At 61.4% G+C, this 18,971-nt stretch carries 16 protein-coding genes and 1 pseudogene; 11 read left to right on the forward strand and 6 right to left on the reverse strand.

Features of this window, described 5'->3' with window-relative positions; translation table 11 throughout:
* Positions 1-84: 84 nt before the first annotated feature.
* Positions 85-1,782, reverse strand: coding sequence for an AMP-binding protein (locus ACGSLL_RS24965; RefSeq protein WP_394508331.1), 1,698 nt, complete (start codon positions 1,780-1,782; stop codon positions 85-87).
* Positions 1,783-2,076: 294 nt separating this feature from the next.
* On the opposite strand from ACGSLL_RS24965, the gene ACGSLL_RS24970 reads away from it, so the two are divergent.
* From ACGSLL_RS24970 to ACGSLL_RS24985, 4 genes are all read left to right on the forward strand, one after another.
* The gene (locus ACGSLL_RS24970) at positions 2,077-3,240 is read left to right on the forward strand and encodes an isovaleryl-CoA dehydrogenase (protein ID WP_394508332.1); all 1,164 of its coding nucleotides are present in this window, start codon (positions 2,077-2,079) and stop codon (positions 3,238-3,240) included.
* Positions 3,241-3,252: 12 nt separating this feature from the next.
* Complete coding sequence (locus ACGSLL_RS24975; RefSeq protein ID WP_394508333.1) at positions 3,253-4,860, forward strand: carboxyl transferase domain-containing protein; 1,608 nt, start codon at positions 3,253-3,255, stop codon at positions 4,858-4,860.
* Between the two features lie 122 nt (positions 4,861-4,982).
* Positions 4,983-5,798 (forward strand): gamma-carboxygeranoyl-CoA hydratase, encoded by an 816-nt coding sequence (locus tag ACGSLL_RS24980; protein ID WP_394508334.1) that lies wholly within the window; start codon positions 4,983-4,985, stop codon positions 5,796-5,798.
* A complete protein-coding gene (locus ACGSLL_RS24985; protein WP_394508335.1) occupies positions 5,798-7,747 on the forward strand; it encodes an acetyl/propionyl/methylcrotonyl-CoA carboxylase subunit alpha in 1,950 nt (649 codons plus the stop codon). The genes ACGSLL_RS24980 and ACGSLL_RS24985 overlap by 1 nt, the downstream gene beginning before the upstream one ends.
* A gap of 39 nt (positions 7,748-7,786) precedes the next feature.
* Here ACGSLL_RS24985 and ACGSLL_RS24990 read toward each other — a convergent pair whose 3' ends face one another.
* Positions 7,787-8,446, reverse strand: a complete 660-nt coding sequence (locus tag ACGSLL_RS24990; protein ID WP_394508336.1) for a LexA family protein — start codon at positions 8,444-8,446, stop codon at positions 7,787-7,789.
* A gap of 131 nt (positions 8,447-8,577) precedes the next feature.
* On the opposite strand from ACGSLL_RS24990, the gene ACGSLL_RS24995 reads away from it, so the two are divergent.
* Positions 8,578-8,916 carry a DUF6124 family protein gene (locus tag ACGSLL_RS24995; protein ID WP_090284444.1) on the forward strand — a complete coding sequence of 113 codons (339 nt, stop codon included), beginning with the start codon at positions 8,578-8,580 and terminating at the stop codon, positions 8,914-8,916.
* Positions 8,917-9,392: 476 nt separating this feature from the next.
* Positions 9,393-10,544: a M14 family metallopeptidase gene (locus ACGSLL_RS25000; RefSeq protein ID WP_394508337.1), complete on the forward strand. Its 1,152-nt coding sequence runs from the start codon at positions 9,393-9,395 to the stop codon at positions 10,542-10,544.
* 56 nt (positions 10,545-10,600) lie between these two features.
* Here ACGSLL_RS25000 and ACGSLL_RS25005 read toward each other — a convergent pair whose 3' ends face one another.
* Both ACGSLL_RS25005 and ACGSLL_RS25010 read right to left on the reverse strand, forming a co-directional pair.
* Entirely contained in the window at positions 10,601-11,146 is a 546-nt protein-coding gene (locus ACGSLL_RS25005; RefSeq protein WP_394508339.1) for a cytochrome b, read from the reverse strand.
* Positions 11,143-12,249 (reverse strand): catalase family peroxidase, encoded by a 1,107-nt coding sequence (locus tag ACGSLL_RS25010; RefSeq protein ID WP_394508340.1) that lies wholly within the window; start codon positions 12,247-12,249, stop codon positions 11,143-11,145. Before ACGSLL_RS25010 ends, ACGSLL_RS25005 begins: the two co-directional genes overlap by 4 nt.
* 157 nt (positions 12,250-12,406) lie before the next feature.
* Here ACGSLL_RS25010 and ACGSLL_RS25015 point away from each other — a divergent pair, with 157 nt between their 5' ends.
* The 4 genes from ACGSLL_RS25015 to ACGSLL_RS25030 all read left to right on the forward strand — a co-directional run bounded on the left by ACGSLL_RS25015 (position 12,407) and on the right by ACGSLL_RS25030 (position 16,328).
* Positions 12,407-12,913, forward strand: a complete 507-nt coding sequence (locus tag ACGSLL_RS25015) for an RNA polymerase sigma factor (protein ID WP_394508341.1) — start codon at positions 12,407-12,409, stop codon at positions 12,911-12,913.
* The gene (locus tag ACGSLL_RS25020; RefSeq protein ID WP_394508342.1) at positions 12,910-13,665 is read left to right on the forward strand and encodes an anti-sigma factor family protein; all 756 of its coding nucleotides are present in this window, start codon (positions 12,910-12,912) and stop codon (positions 13,663-13,665) included. The genes ACGSLL_RS25015 and ACGSLL_RS25020 overlap by 4 nt, the downstream gene beginning before the upstream one ends.
* 99 nt (positions 13,666-13,764) lie before the next feature.
* A complete protein-coding gene (gene zapE / locus ACGSLL_RS25025) occupies positions 13,765-14,895 on the forward strand; it encodes a cell division protein ZapE (RefSeq protein ID WP_394508343.1) in 1,131 nt (376 codons plus the stop codon).
* A 119-nt stretch (positions 14,896-15,014) separates the two neighbouring features.
* Positions 15,015-16,328 (forward strand): leucine-rich repeat-containing protein kinase family protein, encoded by a 1,314-nt coding sequence (locus ACGSLL_RS25030; RefSeq protein WP_394508344.1) that lies wholly within the window; start codon positions 15,015-15,017, stop codon positions 16,326-16,328.
* 113 nt (positions 16,329-16,441) lie between these two features.
* Here the strand turns inward: ACGSLL_RS25030 and ACGSLL_RS25035 are convergent, their stop codons facing one another.
* Entirely contained in the window at positions 16,442-17,146 is a 705-nt protein-coding gene (locus tag ACGSLL_RS25035) for a YebC/PmpR family DNA-binding transcriptional regulator (RefSeq protein WP_203418660.1), read from the reverse strand.
* Positions 17,147-17,368: 222 nt separating this feature from the next.
* On the opposite strand from ACGSLL_RS25035, the gene ACGSLL_RS25040 reads away from it, so the two are divergent.
* Positions 17,369-18,766, forward strand: coding sequence for a type VI secretion system Vgr family protein (locus ACGSLL_RS25040; RefSeq protein WP_394508346.1), 1,398 nt, complete (start codon positions 17,369-17,371; stop codon positions 18,764-18,766).
* A gap of 92 nt (positions 18,767-18,858) precedes the next feature.
* On the opposite strand, the pseudogene ACGSLL_RS25045 reads toward ACGSLL_RS25040, so the two are convergent.
* Positions 18,859-18,971: pseudogene (locus ACGSLL_RS25045) on the reverse strand (IS110 family transposase); the annotation flags it as partial.

Genomic DNA, 18,971 nt, shown 5'->3' on the forward strand with positions numbered 1-18,971 from the left:
CGCGAAAACGGTGTGCCAGACACATTTTGCGCTGAATGACACACCGCATTCGCGAGCAGGCTCGCTCCCACAGAAGTTTTGTGATTATTCCTCGATTGTTTTCAGCTCTTCTATGCTGATCTCGCGCATCCTGAACTTCTGAATCTTGCCCGTTACCGTCATCGGAAACTCCTCGACGAATTTGAAGTGCCGCGGCGTCTTGAAATGCGCGATGCGTTCCTTGCACCAGGTTTGCAACTCCAGCTCGGACGCGCTGTGGCCGGGGTGGGACCTGATCCACGCGACAATCTCTTCGCCGTAACGCGAGCACGGAATGCCAATCACCTGCACGTCCGCCACCGCCGGGTGAGTGAAGAAAAACTCCTCCAGCTCACGCGGATAAATGTTTTCGCCGCCACGAATGATCATGTCCTTGTTGCGCCCGGCGATGTTGACGTAGCCGGCCTCGTTCATGCTCGCCAGATCACCGGTGTGCATCCAGCCCGCCTCGTCGATGGCTTCCGCGGTGGCTTGCGGGTTGTTCCAATAGCCAAGCATCACGCTGTAACCGCGGGTGCAGAGTTCGCCGATGGTGCCACGCGGCACAAGGTTGCCGGCCTCGTCGATGATCTTGCTTTCCAGTTGCGGCTGGGTGCGGCCGACGGTGGTCACGCGCAATTCCAGTTCATCGTTCGGCCCGGTCTGCAGTGACACCGGGCTGGTTTCGGTCATGCCATAGGCGATCTGCACTTCGCTCATGTGCATCTCGCTGATGACCCGGCGCATCACTTCGATCGGGCACGTCGCGCCGGCCATGATTCCGGTGCGCAGGCTCGACAGATTGAATTCGCGGCGTTGCGGCTGATCAAGCATGGCGATGAACATGGTCGGTACGCCGTAGAGGCCGGTGGCGTGTTCTTCGGCGACGGTTTGCAGGGTCAGCAGCGGATCGAAGGCGTCATTGGGATAAATCATCGTGCTGCCATGGGTGATGCAGCCGAGGTTGCCCATGACCATGCCGAAGCAGTGATACAGCGGCACCGGGATCACCAGGCGATCGCGCGGGGTCAGGCCGATGCTTTCGCCGACCATGTAACCGTTATTGAGGATGTTGTAGTGGCTGAGGGTCGCGCCCTTGGGGAAACCGGTGGTGCCGGAGGTGTACTGGATGTTCACCGGTTGATCGAAGTGCAGGCTGTCACTGCGCTCGCGCAGTTGCGCAGGCGAAACACTCGCCGCCAGTTCAGCCAGTTGCGACCACGGCAGAAAACCTGCCGGCGGCTGCGCATCGAGGCTGATCAGCCCGCGCAGATCCGGCAGGCGCTCGCTGTGCAGTTGGCCGTCGGCGTGCCCGGCCAGCTCCGGCAGCAGGCCCTGCAACATTCCGTGATAGTCGGACGATTTGAACGCCCCGGCGCAGACCAGCCACTGGCAGCCCGATTGCTTGAGCACGTATTCGAGTTCAGCGCTGCGATAGGCCGGGTTAATGTTGACCAGAATCACGCCGATTTTCGCCGTGGCGACCTGGGTGATGCACCACTGCGCGCAGTTCGGTGCCCAGATACCGAGGCGGTCGCCAGCCTGCAAACCCAGTGCGAGCAGCGCCCGAGCGTGTAGATCCACTGCATCGGCCAGTTGCCGCCAGGAATAGCGCAACTGCTGATGGCGCACCACCAGCGCCTCACCGTCGGGATAGCGAGCGACGGTCTCGTCGAACTGCTGACCGATGGTCAGCGCCAGCAAGGCCTTGTCCTGAGAACCACGGGTGTAGCTGCGCTGCGGTGCGGCACTGGATTGATCCATGATGACCCCTGTTGTCTTTATTTATGGGTTGCCGGCGGTCACTTGTGGGAGCGAGCCTGCTCGCGAAGAGGCCAGCAGACTCAGCATAAATGTCGACTGAACTGCCGCTTTCGCGAGCAGGCTCGCTCCCACAGGTTTCATCCGGCTTTCGATCGTGAATAGCCCTACTCTCGCCCAAGTTGACGTTAACGTAAAGTGTGATTGACAGTCATTCGTCGCAGGCTTACGTTAACGTAAAGGTGATAACTGACCGACCGTTGTCACCGCTCCTACAAAAAAGCCAAAAGGTGCCGCATGAGCTATCCATCCCTGAACTTCGCCCTCGGTGAAACCATCGACATGCTGCGCGATCAGGTTCAGTCCTTCGTCGCCGATCAGATCGCTCCGCGTGCGGCGCAAATCGACAGCGACAACCTGTTCCCCGCCGACCTGTGGCGCAAATTCGGTGACATGGGCCTGCTCGGTGTCACCGTCCCGGAAGAATATGGCGGCGCTGGCCTCGGTTATCTGGCGCACGTGGTGGCGATGGAAGAAATCAGCCGCGGCTCGGCTTCGGTGGCGTTGTCCTACGGCGCGCATTCCAATCTCTGCGTCAACCAGATCAACCGCAACGGCAACCACGAACAAAAAACCAAATACCTGCCGCAACTGATCAGCGGCGAACACGTCGGTGCGCTGGCAATGAGCGAGCCAAACGCCGGTTCCGACGTGGTCTCGATGAAACTGCGCGCCGACAAGCGCGGCGATCGTTTCGTGCTCAACGGCAGCAAGACCTGGATCACCAACGGCCCTGACGCCAACACTTACGTGATCTACGCCAAGACCGATCTGGAAAAAGGCCCGCACGGCATCACCGCCTTCATCGTCGAGCGCGATTGGAAAGGCTTCAGCCGCAGCAACAAGTTCGACAAGCTGGGCATGCGTGGCTCCAACACCTGCGAGCTGTTTTTCGATGACGTCGAAGTGCCGGAAGAGAACATTCTCGGCGTGCTCAACGGCGGCGTGAAAGTCTTGATGAGCGGTCTCGATTACGAACGCGTGGTGCTCTCCGGCGGGCCAACCGGGATCATGCAGTCGTGCATGGATCTGATCGTGCCGTACATCCATGATCGCAAGCAGTTCGGCCAGAGCATCGGCGAGTTCCAGCTGATCCAGGGCAAAGTCGCCGACATGTACACCCAGCTCAACGCCAGCCGCGCCTACCTCTATGCGGTGGCCCAGGCTTGCGAGCGCGGCGAAACCACGCGCAAGGACGCCGCCGGGGTGATCCTCTACACCGCCGAGCGCGCCACGCAAATGGCCCTCGACGCGATCCAGATTCTTGGTGGCAACGGTTACATCAATGAATTCCCGGCGGGCCGTCTGCTACGCGACGCCAAGCTGTACGAAATCGGCGCTGGCACCAGCGAGATCCGACGCATGCTGATCGGCCGCGAACTGTTCAACGAAACCCGCTAACCGGAGCTGACCATGGCTATCCTGCACACTCAGCTCAATCCGCGTTCAGCCGAGTTCGCCGCCAACAGTGCGGCGATGCTCAAGCAGGTCGACGCGCTGCACACGTTGCTCGCGCAAATTGCGCAGGGCGGCGGCGCGAAAGCTCAGGAACGACACACGTCGCGGGGCAAACTGCTGCCGCGCGAGCGCATCAACCGCTTGCTCGATCCGGGCTCACCGTTTCTGGAAATCAGCCAGTTGGCCGCTCACGCGGTGTATGGCGAGGACGTGCCGGCGGCGGGCGTGATTGCCGGGATCGGCCGGGTCGAAGGCGTCGAGTGCATGATCGTCGCCAACGATGCCACGGTAAAAGGCGGCTCGTACTACCCGCTGACCGTGAAGAAACACCTGCGCGCGCAGACCATCGCCCAGCAGAATCGCCTGCCCTGCATCTATCTGGTGGATTCAGGCGGCGCCAACCTGCCACGTCAGGATGAAGTGTTTCCTGACCGCGAACATTTCGGGCGGATCTTCTTCAATCAGGCCAACATGAGCGCGATGGGCATCCCGCAGATTGCCGTGGTGATGGGCTCGTGCACCGCTGGCGGTGCGTACGTGCCGGCAATGGCCGACGAGGCGATCATGGTGCGCAACCAGGCGACGATTTTCCTCGCTGGCCCACCGCTGGTGAAAGCGGCGACCGGTGAAGTGGTCAGCGCCGAAGATCTCGGCGGTGCCGATGTGCATTGCAAGACGTCCGGCGTGGCCGATCATTACGCCGAGAGCGACGAACACGCCCTCGCCCTCGCCCGCCGCAGCGTCGCCAACCTCAACTGGCGCAAGCTCGGCGAAGTGCAGCAGCGCACGCCGATTGCACCGCTATATGCGAGCGACGAGTTGTACGGCGTGGTCTCGGCCGACGCCAAGCAGCCGTTCGATGTGCGCGAAGTGATTGCGCGGCTGGTCGACGGTTCGGTGTTCGATGAGTTCAAGGCCCTGTTCGGCACCACGCTGGTCTGCGGTTTCGCCCACCTGCACGGCTACCCGATCGCGATCCTGGCGAACAACGGCATCCTTTTCGCCGAAGCCGCGCAGAAAGGCGCGCACTTCATCGAACTGGCCTGCCAGCGCGGCATTCCGTTGCTGTTTTTGCAGAACATCACCGGTTTCATGGTCGGGCAGAAATACGAGGCCGGCGGCATCGCCAAGCACGGCGCCAAACTGGTGACCGCAGTGGCCTGCGCCAAGGTGCCGAAATTCACGGTGATCATTGGCGGCAGCTTCGGCGCCGGTAACTACGGTATGTGCGGGCGTGCTTACGACCCGCGTTTCCTGTGGATGTGGCCGAACGCACGCATCGGCGTGATGGGTGCCGAGCAGGCGGCCGGTGTGCTGGTGCAGGTCAAACGCGAGCAGGCTGAACGCAGCGGTCAGGCCTTCACCGCCGAACAGGAAGGCGAGATCAAGCAGCCGATTCTCGACCAGTACGAAGAACAGGGTCACCCCTACTATTCCAGCGCACGACTGTGGGACGACGGCGTCATCGACCCGGCGCAGACCCGCGATGTATTGGCCCTGGCCTTGTCCGCGTCGCTGAACGCGCCAATCGAACCGAGCCGCTTCGGCGTGTTCCGGATGTGATGCTTTTTTTGTGGGAGCGAGCCTGCTCGCGAATCAGGTTTGTCAGGTAGCGAATGTATCGCCTGATACGTCGCTTTCGCGAGCAGGCTCGCTCCCACAAGAAACCGTGGAGACGGATGAATATGAGCGACTTCAATACCCTCGAGCTGCAAAGCGATCCACGCGGTTTCGCCACGCTGTGGCTTGACCGCGCCGAGAAAAACAACGCCTTCAACGCCGAGATGATCCGCGAACTGATCCTCGCCCTCGACAAGGTTGCCAGCGACGCCAGTCTGCGTTTTCTGCTGGTGCGCGGCCGTGGCAAGCACTTCAGCGCCGGCGCCGACCTGGCGTGGATGCAGCAATCGGCCGAGCTCGATTACCACACCAACCTCGACGACGCCCGCGAGCTGGCCGAGCTGATGTATAACCTCGCCAAACTGAAAATCCCTACCCTGGCCGTGGTGCAAGGTGCCGCGTTCGGTGGCGCGCTGGGACTGATCAGCTGCTGTGACATGGCGATCGGTGCCGATGATGCGCAGTTCTGTCTGTCGGAAGTGCGCATCGGCCTGGCGCCGGCGGTGATCAGCCCGTTCGTGGTGCAGGCGATCGGCGAACGTGCGGCGCGGCGCTATGCGCTGACGGCCGAACGCTTCGGCGGGCAGCGGGCACGGGAGATCGGTTTGTTGTCGGAAAGTTATCCGGCAGCGGCGCTTGAGCAACACGTCGAACAGTGGATCGACAATCTGTCGCTTAACAGTCCGGCGGCCATGCGCGCCAGCAAGGATTTGCTGCGTGAAGTCGGCCATGGCGCGCTGACCCCGGCGCTGCGCCGCTACACCGAAAACGCCATCGCCCGCATTCGCGTCAGTCCCGAAGGCCAGGAAGGCTTGCGTGCGTTCCTGCAAAAACGTCCGCCGAGCTGGCAAGCCGCAACCACCACCAAGGAGCCGCGTTGATGAGCGCACCCGTCCTCACCACCCTGCTGGTGGCCAACCGTGGCGAAATCGCCTGCCGCGTGATGCGCACCGCCAAAGCCCTGGGCCTGACCACCGTCGCGGTGCACAGCGCCACCGACCGCGAAGCGCGGCACAGCCGTGAAGCGGACATCCGCGTCGATCTGGGCGGCAGCAAAGCGGCCGACAGTTATTTGCAGATCGACAAGTTGATCGCGGCGGCCAAGGCCAGCGGCGCGCAGGCGATTCATCCGGGTTACGGATTTCTTTCGGAGAATGCCGGTTTCGCCCGCGCCATCGAAGCGGCCGGGCTGATGTTCCTCGGCCCACCCGCCTCGGCCATCGACGCCATGGGCAGCAAGTCCGCCGCGAAGGCGCTGATGGAAACGGCCGGCGTGCCACTGGTGCCGGGTTACCACGGCGAAGCGCAGGACCTTGATACCTTTCGCGCCGCTTGCGAGCGCATCGGTTATCCAGTGCTGCTCAAAGCCACCGCCGGCGGTGGTGGCAAAGGCATGAAAGTGGTCGAGGACGTCAGTCAACTCGCCGAAGCGCTGGCCTCCGCTCAGCGTGAGGCGCAGTCATCGTTCGGCGACTCGCGCATGCTGGTGGAGAAATACCTGCTCAAGCCGCGACATGTGGAGATCCAGATCTTTGCCGATCAGCATGGCCATTGCCTGTATCTCAATGAGCGCGATTGCTCGATTCAACGTCGTCACCAGAAAGTCGTCGAGGAAGCCCCGGCGCCGGGCCTGTCCGCGGAGCTGCGGCGGGCAATGGGCGAAGCGGCCGTGCGCTCGGCGCAGGCGATCGGTTATGTCGGCGCGGGCACGGTGGAGTTTTTGCTGGATGCGCGCGGCGAATTCTTCTTCATGGAAATGAACACGCGGCTGCAGGTCGAACATCCTGTGACCGAAGCCATCACCGGTCTGGATCTGGTCGCCTGGCAGATTCGCGTCGCCCGTGGCGAGGCACTGCCGATCACTCAGGAGCAGGTGCCGCTCAACGGTCATGCGATTGAAGTTCGCCTGTATGCAGAAGATCCGGCGAATGATTTTCTCCCGGCGACTGGCCGTTTGGCGCTGTACCGCGAATCCGCTGACGGACCGGGGCGTCGCGTTGACAGCGGCGTCGAGGAAGGCGATGAAATTTCGCCGTTCTATGACCCGATGCTCGGCAAGCTGATCGCCTGGGGCGAGGACCGCGAACAGGCCAGATTGCGCTTGTTGAGCATGCTCGACGAATTCGCCATTGGCGGTTTGAAGACCAATATCAATTTCTTGCGGCGGATCATCGCGCATCCGGCGTTTGCTGCGGCTGAACTGGATACCGGGTTCATTCCGCGCTTTCAGGCGCAACTGCTGCCCGCGCCGCAACCGTTGAGCGATGCGTTTTGGAACGCGGCGGCGCACGCAGTGGCGCACAGCCTGCCGCCGTTGACGCGAGAAGATGATCCGGCATCGCCGTGGTCAATCAACAGCGGTTTGCGCGCAGGCTTGCCACCGGAAACGACCCTGCATCTGAGTTGCGAAGGTCAGGATAAAGCGCTGACGCTGAATTACATCGGCAATGCCAGACTGAGCGGCGAAGCACTCATCGTTGAAGACGCAGGTGTGCGCCGTAGTTTGCGCACCATTCGCCAGGGCGATGCGCTGTACCTGCAGTGGGACGGCGAGTTGCGACGTGTCGAAACGTACGACCCGATCAGTGCCGTTGAAGCCAGTCACAGCCATCAGGGCGGTCTTACTGCACCGATGAACGGCAGCATCGTCCGCGTGCTGGTCGAGGCCGGGCAAGCGGTCGAGGCCGGAGCGCAGCTGGTGGTGCTTGAGGCGATGAAAATGGAGCACAGCATTCGCGCGCCGCACGCCGGTGTAGTCAAAGCGCTGTATTGCCAGGAAGGCGAAATGGTCGGCGAAGGCAGCGCTCTGGTGGAGCTGGAAGCCGTGTGAATGAAGAATCGGTCCTACACAGAATGAGGACCGATCTGACTAGTAACGTGCCGTGGCTTGTACCACAACGCCGATGATTCGACATTCGTCGGTCAACACGGCTTTCGGCCAGGTCGGATTGAGCGGTACCAGGTAACGCTGGCCGCCCTGCTCGTCGAGTTTGCGAAAAATCGCTTCAGGGCTGTCGGGCCACTGGGCGATTACCAGTTTGCCCGGCACGGCCTCAACCGCCGGGTCGACCAGAATCAGCATGCCTTCGGCAATGCTCTGGCCGGTCGGCGCGGTCATCGAATCCCCCGCTACCGTCAACCAGAACGCCGCGCCACGCGCGTGGTAATCGGTGAGTTCGAAACGCTGTTTAGCGGTCGCCCGGTTGTAGGACGCCGGATCACTTTCGCGCACCTCACACGTCGTCTGCCAATCGCTGACCGGGTAACGGAAGTACGGGTTGTACTTCTGTGCCAGCGGCATCTCGTCCTCCAGCGTGACTTGCGGCTCGCGAATCACCAGCACCACTTCGAGGAAATCCATGCCCAGCGCCTGCAGCACGCGGTTCATTTCGGTGATGCCGGGTTCGCGACGCTTGTTCAGCCAATGACCGATCCCGCCCTGGGACATGCCGACGCGCTCTCCGAGCTCTGTTTGAGTGATTTTGAGTTCACTCATCTTGGCCTTGACCAATTCAATCCATTTATCCATGTGCAGCACCATACTGTCCGCGCCTTCGGCCGGCAAAACACAAATTGTAGTATTTAAATTCTAGTCACAACTACGCACAGTACTATGCTGAGAGGACGGATTCTCAATCGAACAAGGAGTGCCTTTTCATCATGACTATCAGCAGCAAAGACTTGCCCGATCTGCAAATGGACACCACGTTCACCTCGCCTCAAGGCAACGCGGCCGCCCAGCGGGCGCTGGATTATTACTTGAAACCGGCTGTGTCAGAACCCGAGGTGGATGAACGTTTCTTCGACGTCAAACGTCACCTCAGCGGTGAAGAAGCCCTGGTACATGCTTCAGATCTGTTGCGCTGTGCGGCGGCGACAGCTTTCAAGGCAGCCGAAACCCTGCAGGGCGCGAGCCGTGATCTGGCGTTTTCAGTGGTTCACATGGTGGATATGGCGCGAGCGATGGTTGACCACTCGCTTGATGGCGAAGAAGCCTGATAGATCGATACATCAGGACCGGAAAGAATTTTCCAATCGCGCAGACAAAAACATTTGACTTGCAAATGATAATGATTATTATTGCATGCAGCTGGTCGCGAGATCAGTCGATGGACCAGAGACCTTAGGTCGGTCTTCTGGACTATCTCCTCATCAGGCTAATCACGGTTTTTGACCCGGCTTTTTGCCGGGTCTTTTTTTGCCGTTATTCGGGCTTATGGCTTCAGGCTAATGAAGTCTTTGGGTGTTGCGCGTTCGATGGCGCGGATAATATCAAAAGAATATCGGATGACAAGCCAGGCCCGGCCACATTGGGTCAAACTTTGCCAATTAGCACTTGAGAATCACTCGCACACTCACTAAGCTGCTTGCGCGTCACGGAGGACGCCCCCCGCTGCAACCCCTCAATTCCCCTCGGTTTCAATCCTGCCTGCGTGTAAAGTGACGGCCATAAAAATCGTATTCAGGAATCGATCATGTCCGTGGCCAAATCCTCGTTCGACATCAGCGCCAATTTCGACAGCGGCAACATTCAAGTCATCGACCTCAGCAATCCGCTCAGCCCGGTTCTGGCGATTCGCCCGGACACCCGCAGCCCTCATTTTCAATGGTTCCACTTCAAGGCCAGCGGCCTGCATGTCGGCCAGGAACACTGGTTTCGGCTGATCAACGCCAGCCAGTCTTCGTACAACAAAGCCTGGACCGGCTACCAGGCCGTGGCGTCATACGATCACGTCAACTGGTTCCGCATTCCGACCATTTTCGAAGGCGACTCCCTGCGGTTCTGCCTCGAAGCCACCCAGACCCACGCCTGGTTCGCCTATTTCGAACCGTACAGCCGCGGCCGCCACGACTGGCTGATCGAGCAGGCACTGAGCAAGGCCGGCACGCAACTGCTCGCGACGGGCAAGAGCGTCGAAGGTCGTGACATCCAGTTGCTGCGCAAAGGCAGCGGCGCCGAGGGCCAGCGCAAGGTCTGGATCATTGCGCAGCAACATCCGGGCGAACACATGGCCGAATGGTTCATGGAAGGCGTGATCGAGCGTCTGGAAAGACACGACGACCCGGTGCTCAACAAACTGCTGGCCAGCGCCGACCTGTACCTGGTGCCAAACATGAACCCGGACGGTGCCTTCCACGGCCATTTGCGCACCAACGCCATGGGCCAGGACTTGAATCGCGCCTGGCAGAACGCCAGTCAGGACATCAGCCCCGAGGTACTTTTCGTACAGCAGCAAATGGAACAGTATGGCGTCGACCTGTTCATCGACGTACACGGCGACGAGGAAATCCCCCACGTCTTCACCGCCGGTTGCGAAGGCAATCCGGGCTTCACGCCGCGCATCGAAAAGCTCGAGGAGCACTTCCGCACGCACCTCAAGCACACCACCAGGGATTTCCAGACCCAGTACGGCTACACCCGCGACGAACCGGGCCAAGCCAACATGACCCTGGCCTGCAACAGCGTCGGGCAGAAATACGACTGCCTGTCACTGACGCTGGAGATGCCGTTCAAGGATCACGATGATCACCCTGACACAGTCACCGGCTGGTCGGGCAAGCGCTCGAAACAATTGGGCAAGGATGTACTGACGACCATCGCCGACATGGTCGACAGCCTGCGCTGATCCTCTTCCCCGCTGACTCGCGACTGGCGCATCGACTCGATGCGCCAGTCGGGCGATCAACTGCGATCGCGACCGCGCAACATGCTGTCGAGTACTTCGTCGCGACGTATCCAGCCGTGAAACAGCGCCGCGGCCAGATGCACCAGCACCGTCAGAAACAGCAGATAGGCCAGATAGCCGTGCGCCTTGCGCAGCAGCGCGAACAACTGCGCATCAGCAGGCACGATCGAAGGCAATTGCAACGCGGTACCGAGCATCACCGGCTCGCCCGAGGCGCTGATCATCGCCCAGCCGAGCAACGGCAACACCAGCATCAATCCATACAACAGCCAATGCGAAGCCTTGGCCGCCAGCGCTTGCCAGTCCGGCAGATCGGCGGGCAGTGGTGGCTGACGCGTACTCCAGCGCACCAGCAGACGCACGATCACCAGCGCCAGAATGGCAATGCCCAACGGCTTGTGCAGATGGATCAGCCATTCATGCCGCTCGGACACCGAGGTGACCATGCCGGCGCCGATAAACAGCATGGCGATGATCATCACGGCCATCAGCCAGTGCAGCAGCCGTGCCAGCAAAACGAAATGGGTCGGTTGCGTGCTCATGGACGAGCCTCCTGTTTGGCGGCGGGCAACTGGCTGACTTCGCTGGTGCGGCGCAGGTAGGAATCGGCGTAACCGGCGGACCGGGCGGCGAGCAGCGGGTCGTCGGAACCCTGAATACCGGCCGGCAGTACCAGCGGATCATAGTTGATGTCACGGCACTCGCCGCTCAGTTGCGGCTGGGTTTTCTCCAGCACCAGCGTGCCGGCGTTCAACACCTTGCGCTCGGCGGGCCAGTTCTTGCTGGCGTCGTTGACCGGATCCTCAGGATTGGCCAGGGTGATGTTCAGCTGAAAGCGCAATGGGTCGGATGCCAGCCGTTGCACCAGATCCTTTTCCAGAAAATCGCCGCCCTCAGGCGCAGTGGCACCGGCGGCATCGCGCGCAACCGGGGCCATGCTCCAGCGCACCGCCTGCTTCTTGCCGTTGCCGTCAACCAGATAAAACGCGTTGACGCTGTTATAGGTTTCGGTGGCGTAACTGGCCGACGGTTTGGCCGTCTTGATCCAGGTCAGAAAGGGCACCGCTTCCGGGTGCGCGGCGAAGAACGCCGGGACCTTCGTTGGGTCCGGTTTACCGGTGGCCGGGTCCGGCGATTGCGCCTGCTGCAATTGATAGAACGCTTCGGGGGTGCCCACTGGGAACACCGGCATGCTGTTCATGCCGGTGCGCCATTGTTGGCCATTGGCCTGGGTGAAGCGCAGCGCCAGACTGCGGATCGGCACGCTGCTGTCCGGCGCGTACGGGTTGCCCGACGGCAGTGCGAAACGCCCGACCACTGGCGTTTGCGCCTCGTTGAACACTTGCGCCGTGGAGAACGCGCGCGCCTCGCCGCTGCTTTCGAAGTGGCCGATCACGCACACGCCTTTGCCATGGTTGCGGCGAAAGCCGGGATGCACGCCGTTGTTTTTTTCCAGTACATCGACCAGCGCTTTTGGCGTCAGGCGTTGTGGGTCGAGGTTGCCATGCACATAGGCAAACGCCCCGGCGACAGCCGCCACGACTACGGCAATGCCGCTCAGACGCAACATCAGGCTTGCCGCCGACAAGGGTGGGCGCCGTGGCCCGCCGGGCGGCGCAGTATCAGGTGAAGAGCGATCAACCATGAAAGGCTCCAGGGCCAGTGGCCGCAAGTGGGAAGAATCAGCAAGACGCACCCCGTCGGGTTTTATTCCACGCCTCGGTATTTATTTTTCCGAACGTGGAATAACCTTCGGCGACGGGCGTCTTCCTAGTCCACAGCGTAGTGAATGGCAGCACGTGATGAGCGAATTCGACGAACAGTTGCGAGAAATCATTCCCAGATTGCGCCGCTTCGCCGTGTCACTGACACGCAACAGCAGCAGCGCCGACGACCTGGTCCAGGCCAGCCTGGAACGGGCATTGTCGAGCTGGGGCGAAAAACGCGCCGACGGTGACCTGCGCGCATGGCTGTTTGCGATTCTGTACCGGCAGTTTCTCGACGCGCATCGCCGCTCTCGACGCTATGCGCGGATGCTCGATTTTTTTACCGGTCGCGATGACGCCGAACCGTCGGTGGAACGCACGGTGATCGCCCAGTCGACCCTGCAGGCCTTCGACCGCCTGCCCACCGAACAACGTGCGCTGCTGCTGATGGTCTCGGTCGAAGGCCTGTCCTATAAAGAGGTCGCCGAGATTCTTGGCACCCCGCTCGGCACCGTGATGTCGCGCCTGTCCCGCGCCCGCCAGGCCTTGCGCCAATTGAGCGACGGTGAAATCAGCAGCCCTTCTTTGCGGATACTCAAATGATCAGCCTGCCTCCCAATGAGCGTGACCTGCACGCCTACGTCGACCATCAACTCAGCGACGCCGACCGGCGTGTGCTGGAAACCTGGCTGGCCAGCCACCCGGACGAAGCGGCGCAGGTGCGCGCCTGGCAACACGATGCCCAGCAACTGCGCGCAGCCCTCAGCGGTGCGTTGCAGCAACCGGCCAATCCGGCGCTTGATCCGGCATTGATTCGCCAGCGCCGCCAGCGTCAGTCACGGCGCCAGCTGGCCAGTGCGGCGCTGCTGCTGATCGCCGTCAGCATCGGCGGTTTCAGTGGCTGGCAGGCGCGGGAGATGACCCTCGTGCGCGGCTCGGTGTTACCGATGACCGATGCCTTGCAGGCTTATCGATTGATTGCCCAGAAAGGCCTGCTTCCGGCCGATTATCAGGTCGACAATGACGGTGACATGCAGCGCTGGCTCGATCGCTACTTCACCCGAGCCAGCCGCTTGCCGGATCTTACGGCGGCCGGGTTCGAACCGGTCAGCGGACGCTTGCTCAGCACCGATGAAGGGCCGGCGGCGATGGTCATGTATGAAGATCGCAGCGGCCACAAGGTGAGTTTCTACGTGCGCCCGCCAGGACCGAAAAATACTTTTTTGCCACGCGGGCGGCGCAGTGACGGCGATCTGCAGGCCGAGTACTGGTCGGGTGGTGGCTACAACTATGCGATGGTCAGCCCGACGGATTCGCCGGCAGCGCCTTTGCTCCAACAATCGCAGCCCCTCTGAACGGAACATTGACCTGCGGTGGCCGATCGACCCGACCTCTGGTTACACTGAACCGCCGCGCTTCCGGGCGCCGGTTCAATGAACACGGAGACGCCGCGATTGCCTGCCCCACCGTCGAAACGATCAAAACTGCTGGCGCGTTGGCCGGCATTGCGCCGCTGGCTCGGCAAGGGCGTGCCGGCCAGCGCCGGGCATGATGCCAACGCCCAGGTCATCCACGATCATTTCCGACACAAGGCCCACGAACAGGGCTACACCCTCAGCCACAGCCAGCAGCGCGTCATCGATTGCATGGCGCAGCAGGCCAGCCTGTTGCTCGGCACCGGCGCGCATCGACCGCCGAGCCTGTATCTGTTCGGCGCGGTCGGGCGCGGCAAGAGCTGGCTGCTCGACGGTTTCTTTCAGGCGTTGCCGATCACCCAGAAGCGCCGGCTGCATTTCCATCAGTTCTTTGCGCAATTGCACGACGGCATGTTCCGCCATCGCGGTCAGGAGGATGCACTGGAGCTAACCCTTGATGAACTGCTGAAGGACTGTCGGGTGCTGTGTTTCGACGAGTTCCATGTACATGACATTGGCGATGCGATGCTCATCACCCGGCTGTTCAAGGCACTGTTCAAACGGCAGATGCTGCTGTTGGTGACGTCCAATTACCCGCCCGAAGGCCTGCTGCCCAACCCGCTGTATCACGCGCGTTTCAAACCGGTGATCGAACTGATCCATGCGCGCATGCACGTCATGGAGGTGGGCGGGCCACATGATTACCGCAGCCAGCAGCGCCCGGTTGAACATCAAGTGTTTACCCAGGGCCATTACGTCTGGCCCGGTACGCCCGCGCAACGCGCCGCCCTCGATCTACCGCCAACTGATGCGCCCGCAGCTACGCTGACCGTCGGCACTCGACAGTTTCGGGCGCGGTTCTGCGCGGATAGGCGCATCGGTTTCACCTTCGCCGATCTGTGCGAACAGCCGACGGCGGTCATGGATTATCTGGAACTGTGTCGACGGTTTGATCGCTGGGTCATTGAAAATCTGCCCGAGCTGGGCGAATGCCCGATCGCCACTCAGCAGCGCTTCATCAACCTGATCGATGTGCTTTACGACCAGGACAAGCACCTGACGCTGATCGGGCGGTTGCCACTGCGCGCCAGCCTGGAAGGCCACGCCATCGATCTGGCGCGCACCCGCAGCCGCCTGGGGCAATTGCAAGCAATGCACGACCCTTTTTGAGCCACCACCATTCCCTGTGGGAGCCAGCCTGCTGGCTCGCACAGGTTTCGTGGTGCCAAACCGCTTTGCCGGTATCATGTCGCCCCGCGCCGCTCCTTAATCAAAAGCGAACACCTACCATGCACACCCTTGCTCAATTGCGTGCCGGCGAACTGTCGGGCATTACTCGTCTGGATCTGTCGTGTGGCCTGACCGAGTTTCCGCGCGAGATTTTCGATCTGGCCGAAACCCTGGAAATCCTCAACCTCAGCGGCAATGCCTTGAGTCGTCTGCCCGATGATCTGCATCGTCTGACGCGGCTGCGCGTGCTGTTCTGCTCTGACAACCGGTTCACCGAGCTGCCGGCGTGCCTCGGTCAGTGCGCGGCCTTGACGATGGTCGGCTTCAAGGCCAATCGCATCGCCAACGTACCAGGCGCCGCCCTGCCGCCCCTGCTGCGCTGGCTGATTCTCACCGACAACTGCCTCGAGCGTCTGCCGAGCGAACTCGGTGAGCGCCCTGCCCTGCAGAAACTCATGCTCGCCGGCAACCGCTTGCAAGCGCTGCCATCGTCGCTGAACCAATGCCACCGGCTGGAGCTGATCCGCATCGCCGCCAATCGCCTGACCGAACTGCCGCAATGGCTGCTGACCCTGCCGAGCCTGACGTGGCTGGCCTATGCCGGCAATCCGCTGGAAACCGAGGCGGATGCTGCTGCGCTGCAGGCGACGCCGCAGATCGACTGGTCGGCGCTGCGCCTGCAGCAGCGCCTGGGCGAAGGCGCCTCGGGGGTGATCTCTCGCGCAGACTGGCAACGTGACGACGGATCACTGACCCCGGTGGCAGTGAAGCTATACAAAGGCGAGATGACCAGTGACGGCTCCCCGCTACACGAAATGAATGCCTGCATCACCGCCGGCCAGCATCCCAATCTGATCCGCATCGAGGGGCGTATCAGTGGCCACCCTGACGACCAGCAAGGGCTGGTGATGCAGTTGATCGATCCGTCGTTCGCCAACCTCGCCGACCTGCCCAGCCTTGAATCCTGCTCGCGCGATGTTTACGCCGCCGATCGCCGCTTCAGCGCCGAGGTCGCGCTGAACATCGCCAAAGGCATCGCCTCGGCAGCGCAGCATCTGCATCGCCAAGGCATTACTCACGGTGATCTGTATGGGCACAACATCCTGTTGAATGAGCGTGGCGATTGCCTGCTCGGCGATTTTGGTGCGGCGTCGTTCCATGCCGTCGACGAGGCCCCGCAGACGCGCGCATTGCAGCGCATCGAGGTGCGAGCCTTCGGGGTTTTGCTCGGAGAATTGCTGGCGCGCGTCGATAGCGGGCTGAGCGATCGGCAGCGGCTGGCGCTTGAGGCGCTCGAGCAGCGTTGCTGCCAGGCGGATGTGCTGGGGCGTCCGGGGTTCGGCGAGATCATTGAAGTGTTGGGGAAGTTGTGACCGCTGCGCGGTCAATCGCTAGCAGGCTAGCTCCCACTGGAGATTTCGTGAACACCAAAATCCAGTGTGGGAGCCAGCCCTGCTAGCGATGGGGCCATCACTGATGAGGCAGATCAGCCCGCCAGACCGACGAACATGTCCTGCACGTCGTCATGGTTGTCGAGGCCTTCGAGGAATGCTTCGACTTCGGCCATCTGCTCGTCGCTGAGACCGCTGACCGGGTTTTTCGGCTGGTAGCCGAGCTTGGCCGACAGTACGGTGAAGCCTTGCTCCGGCAGCGCTTTCTGCACGGCATCCAGATCGGTCGGATCGGTCAGGAACAAGGTGGCGCCGTCTTCACCCGGCTCGAAATCCTGCGCGCCGGCTTCAATCGCGGCCATTTCCGGGTCCGCGTCCGGGCTCTCCGGCGCGGCTTCGATCATGCCGACATGGTTGAACATCCAGGCCACCGAACCGGAAGCGCCCAGTTGGCCTTTGCGGAAGGCCACACGGATTTCCGCAACGGTGCGGTTGATGTTGTCGGTCACGCACTCGACGATCAGCGGCACCTGGTGCGGGGCGAACCCTTCGTAGGTCACGCGATGGTATTGCACCGTCTCACCCAGCAGACCTGCGCCTTTCTTGATCGCGCGGTCGAGGGTTTCTTTTGGCATCGAGGCTTTCTTGGCCTGTTCGACCACCAGACGCAAATGTGCGTTGGTGGCGGTATCGGCACCGTTGCGGGCAGCGATGGTGATTTCCTTCACCAGTTTGCCGAAGATCTTGCCCTTGGCATTGGCAGCCGCTTCTTTGTGTTTAACCTTCCACTGTGCGCCCATTACTCACTCTCTTTGATCTGTGGCGCCGAGACATCTATTGGCCGACGCGTGGCGGCAAGTTTATACGGCCTAAACTCGGCAATCGACCAAAAAAACGCGATGCCGAATCGACAACTTCACCAGACCTTGTAGGGGGATTCTGAAAAACCTCTTTGACATGACCATTCCGCGCCGCGGTTTCGTACCCTCTGACTCCCGTATTGCCTGACAGAGCCTGTGCGAATGCTCAATGACATGGAAAGTCCCTTCACCCTGACGCTGACCGACAGTGGCCTGAGCCTGCCGGTGGTAGGTTTTGACGGTGAGGATGCGCTCAACCAGCCCTATCGTTTCGACGTTGAACTGATCGGCCTCGCCCCCGCCGTGACGCCGGGCGCTTTTCTCCATCAACCGGCCTTTCTGCGTCTGGATGAGCGGCACGGGATCCACGGCGTTATCGACCGTGCCAGTTGCGAACATCGCGGTACGCACCGGATCGGTTATCGGATGAGCCTGGTGCCGCGCCTGCAACGCCTGGCACAACCGCCCAAGCGACGCGTGTTCGTGCAACTGAGCGTGCCGCAGATCATTCAGCAGCTACTCGTTGAAAACGCTCTGGCGACAGACGATTACCGGATCGAAATGACAGTCGGGCATTATCCGCTCCGGCCATTTTGCATTCAGTATGAAGAAAGCGATCTGGCGCTGCTCAACCGGCTCTGCGAAGAAGAAGGCCTTCACTACCACTTCGAGCACCGCGCTGACGGCCACGTCGTGGTGTTCGCCGATGACAGCCTGAGTCTGCCGCAAACGCCGATATGGGTACCGTTCAAAGCGTGCGAAGAAACCCCGTCACCGTGTATCAGCGCGCTGTACCAGCACCACCACGCTGCGCCCATTGCCACCCTGTCAGCGGTGCGTGACCGAGGCCAACAGGCGAGCAGCGACGCGGCAGCCAATCAGCGACTGGCGCATTCACTGCCACCGATACCTGCGCTTGACCAGCGTTACCATGAACAGCGCAGCCGCCGTCATCTGCAACGCCAGCGCTGCCAGCACCGCACGATCAACGGCCGCAGCGACCGGACCGGTTTGTTCAGTGGCGACCTGTTGCAGGTCTCGGCGCATCCGATCAGCCATTTCAACGAACAATGGCGGATCACCGCGATCCGTCATCGCGGGCAGCATCCCTCGATTCTCGACCCGAGCGCCTGCGTGCATCGCTATCACAACGACTTTTGCGCGCAGCCGTGGTCGAGCGATTTTCGCCCGGCGCTCAAACAACCGCGGCCGAGCATAGCCGGTTTTCATCTGGCCCAAGTGCGGGGCACCCACGGGCAACCGGCGCAACTGGACGAACAGGGCCGCGTTGCGATCAGGCTGTGGCCTTCAGCGTATGCCGAAATGCCGGATAGCCACGCGATCTGGCTGCCCGTGGCCATGACACGCACCCAGCGTCGCCTTGCGCCCGACGATCTGCCCTGCGCCGGCAGTGAAGTGTGGGTAAGCTTTCTTGATGGCGATCCTGATCGGCCGATCCTGTGCCTGGGCAACTCACCCGACCCGGCACCGCGCCCGCCACCGCCTGCGCGCGATAACGGCTTGTTGCTCGACTGGCTACTCAATCGCACCGAACCGTAGTCGGCACTGGCCCTATAGCAGGCTAGCCGCCACAGGGGATCTTGCGTCGTTCACAAAACCTGTGGGAGATTCTATGGTTTTCACCAAGCTTTTTAGGCCGTTTTGCTGACGTAGTTCGTCTTCGTTTTCATCAAGGCAAACGCAATGCGAGCGAGTTTACGTGACAGAATCACCAACGCTTCAGTGGTGGCCTTGCCCTTGTTTC

Source organism: Pseudomonas retamae, assembly GCF_043496865.1.
Lineage (GTDB): Bacteria > Pseudomonadota > Gammaproteobacteria > Pseudomonadales > Pseudomonadaceae > Aquipseudomonas > Aquipseudomonas retamae.

Bases quoted from the DNA above. Each gene is read 5' to 3' on its own strand.
- ACGSLL_RS24995 (WP_090284444.1), top strand. From the start codon at position 8,578: ATGACTATCAGCAGCAAAGACTTGCCCGATCTGCAAATGGACACCACG.
- ACGSLL_RS25030 (WP_394508344.1), top strand. From the start codon at position 15,015: ATGCACACCCTTGCTCAATTGCGTGCCGGCGAACTGTCGGGCATTACT.
- ACGSLL_RS25035 (WP_203418660.1), bottom strand. From the start codon at position 17,146: ATGGGCGCACAGTGGAAGGTTAAACACAAAGAAGCGGCTGCCAATGCC.
- ACGSLL_RS24965 (WP_394508331.1), bottom strand. From the start codon at position 1,782: ATGGATCAATCCAGTGCCGCACCGCAGCGCAGCTACACCCGTGGTTCT.
- ACGSLL_RS24990 (WP_394508336.1), bottom strand. From the start codon at position 8,446: ATGGATAAATGGATTGAATTGGTCAAGGCCAAGATGAGTGAACTCAAA.
- ACGSLL_RS24970 (WP_394508332.1), top strand. From the start codon at position 2,077: ATGAGCTATCCATCCCTGAACTTCGCCCTCGGTGAAACCATCGACATG.
- ACGSLL_RS25005 (WP_394508339.1), bottom strand. From the start codon at position 11,146: ATGAGCACGCAACCGACCCATTTCGTTTTGCTGGCACGGCTGCTGCAC.
- ACGSLL_RS24985 (WP_394508335.1), top strand. From the start codon at position 5,798: ATGAGCGCACCCGTCCTCACCACCCTGCTGGTGGCCAACCGTGGCGAA.
- ACGSLL_RS25020 (WP_394508342.1), top strand. From the start codon at position 12,910: ATGATCAGCCTGCCTCCCAATGAGCGTGACCTGCACGCCTACGTCGAC.
- ACGSLL_RS24980 (WP_394508334.1), top strand. From the start codon at position 4,983: ATGAGCGACTTCAATACCCTCGAGCTGCAAAGCGATCCACGCGGTTTC.
- ACGSLL_RS25010 (WP_394508340.1), bottom strand. From the start codon at position 12,249: ATGGTTGATCGCTCTTCACCTGATACTGCGCCGCCCGGCGGGCCACGG.
- ACGSLL_RS25015 (WP_394508341.1), top strand. From the start codon at position 12,407: ATGAGCGAATTCGACGAACAGTTGCGAGAAATCATTCCCAGATTGCGC.
- ACGSLL_RS25000 (WP_394508337.1), top strand. From the start codon at position 9,393: ATGTCCGTGGCCAAATCCTCGTTCGACATCAGCGCCAATTTCGACAGC.
- ACGSLL_RS25040 (WP_394508346.1), top strand. From the start codon at position 17,369: ATGCTCAATGACATGGAAAGTCCCTTCACCCTGACGCTGACCGACAGT.
- ACGSLL_RS24975 (WP_394508333.1), top strand. From the start codon at position 3,253: ATGGCTATCCTGCACACTCAGCTCAATCCGCGTTCAGCCGAGTTCGCC.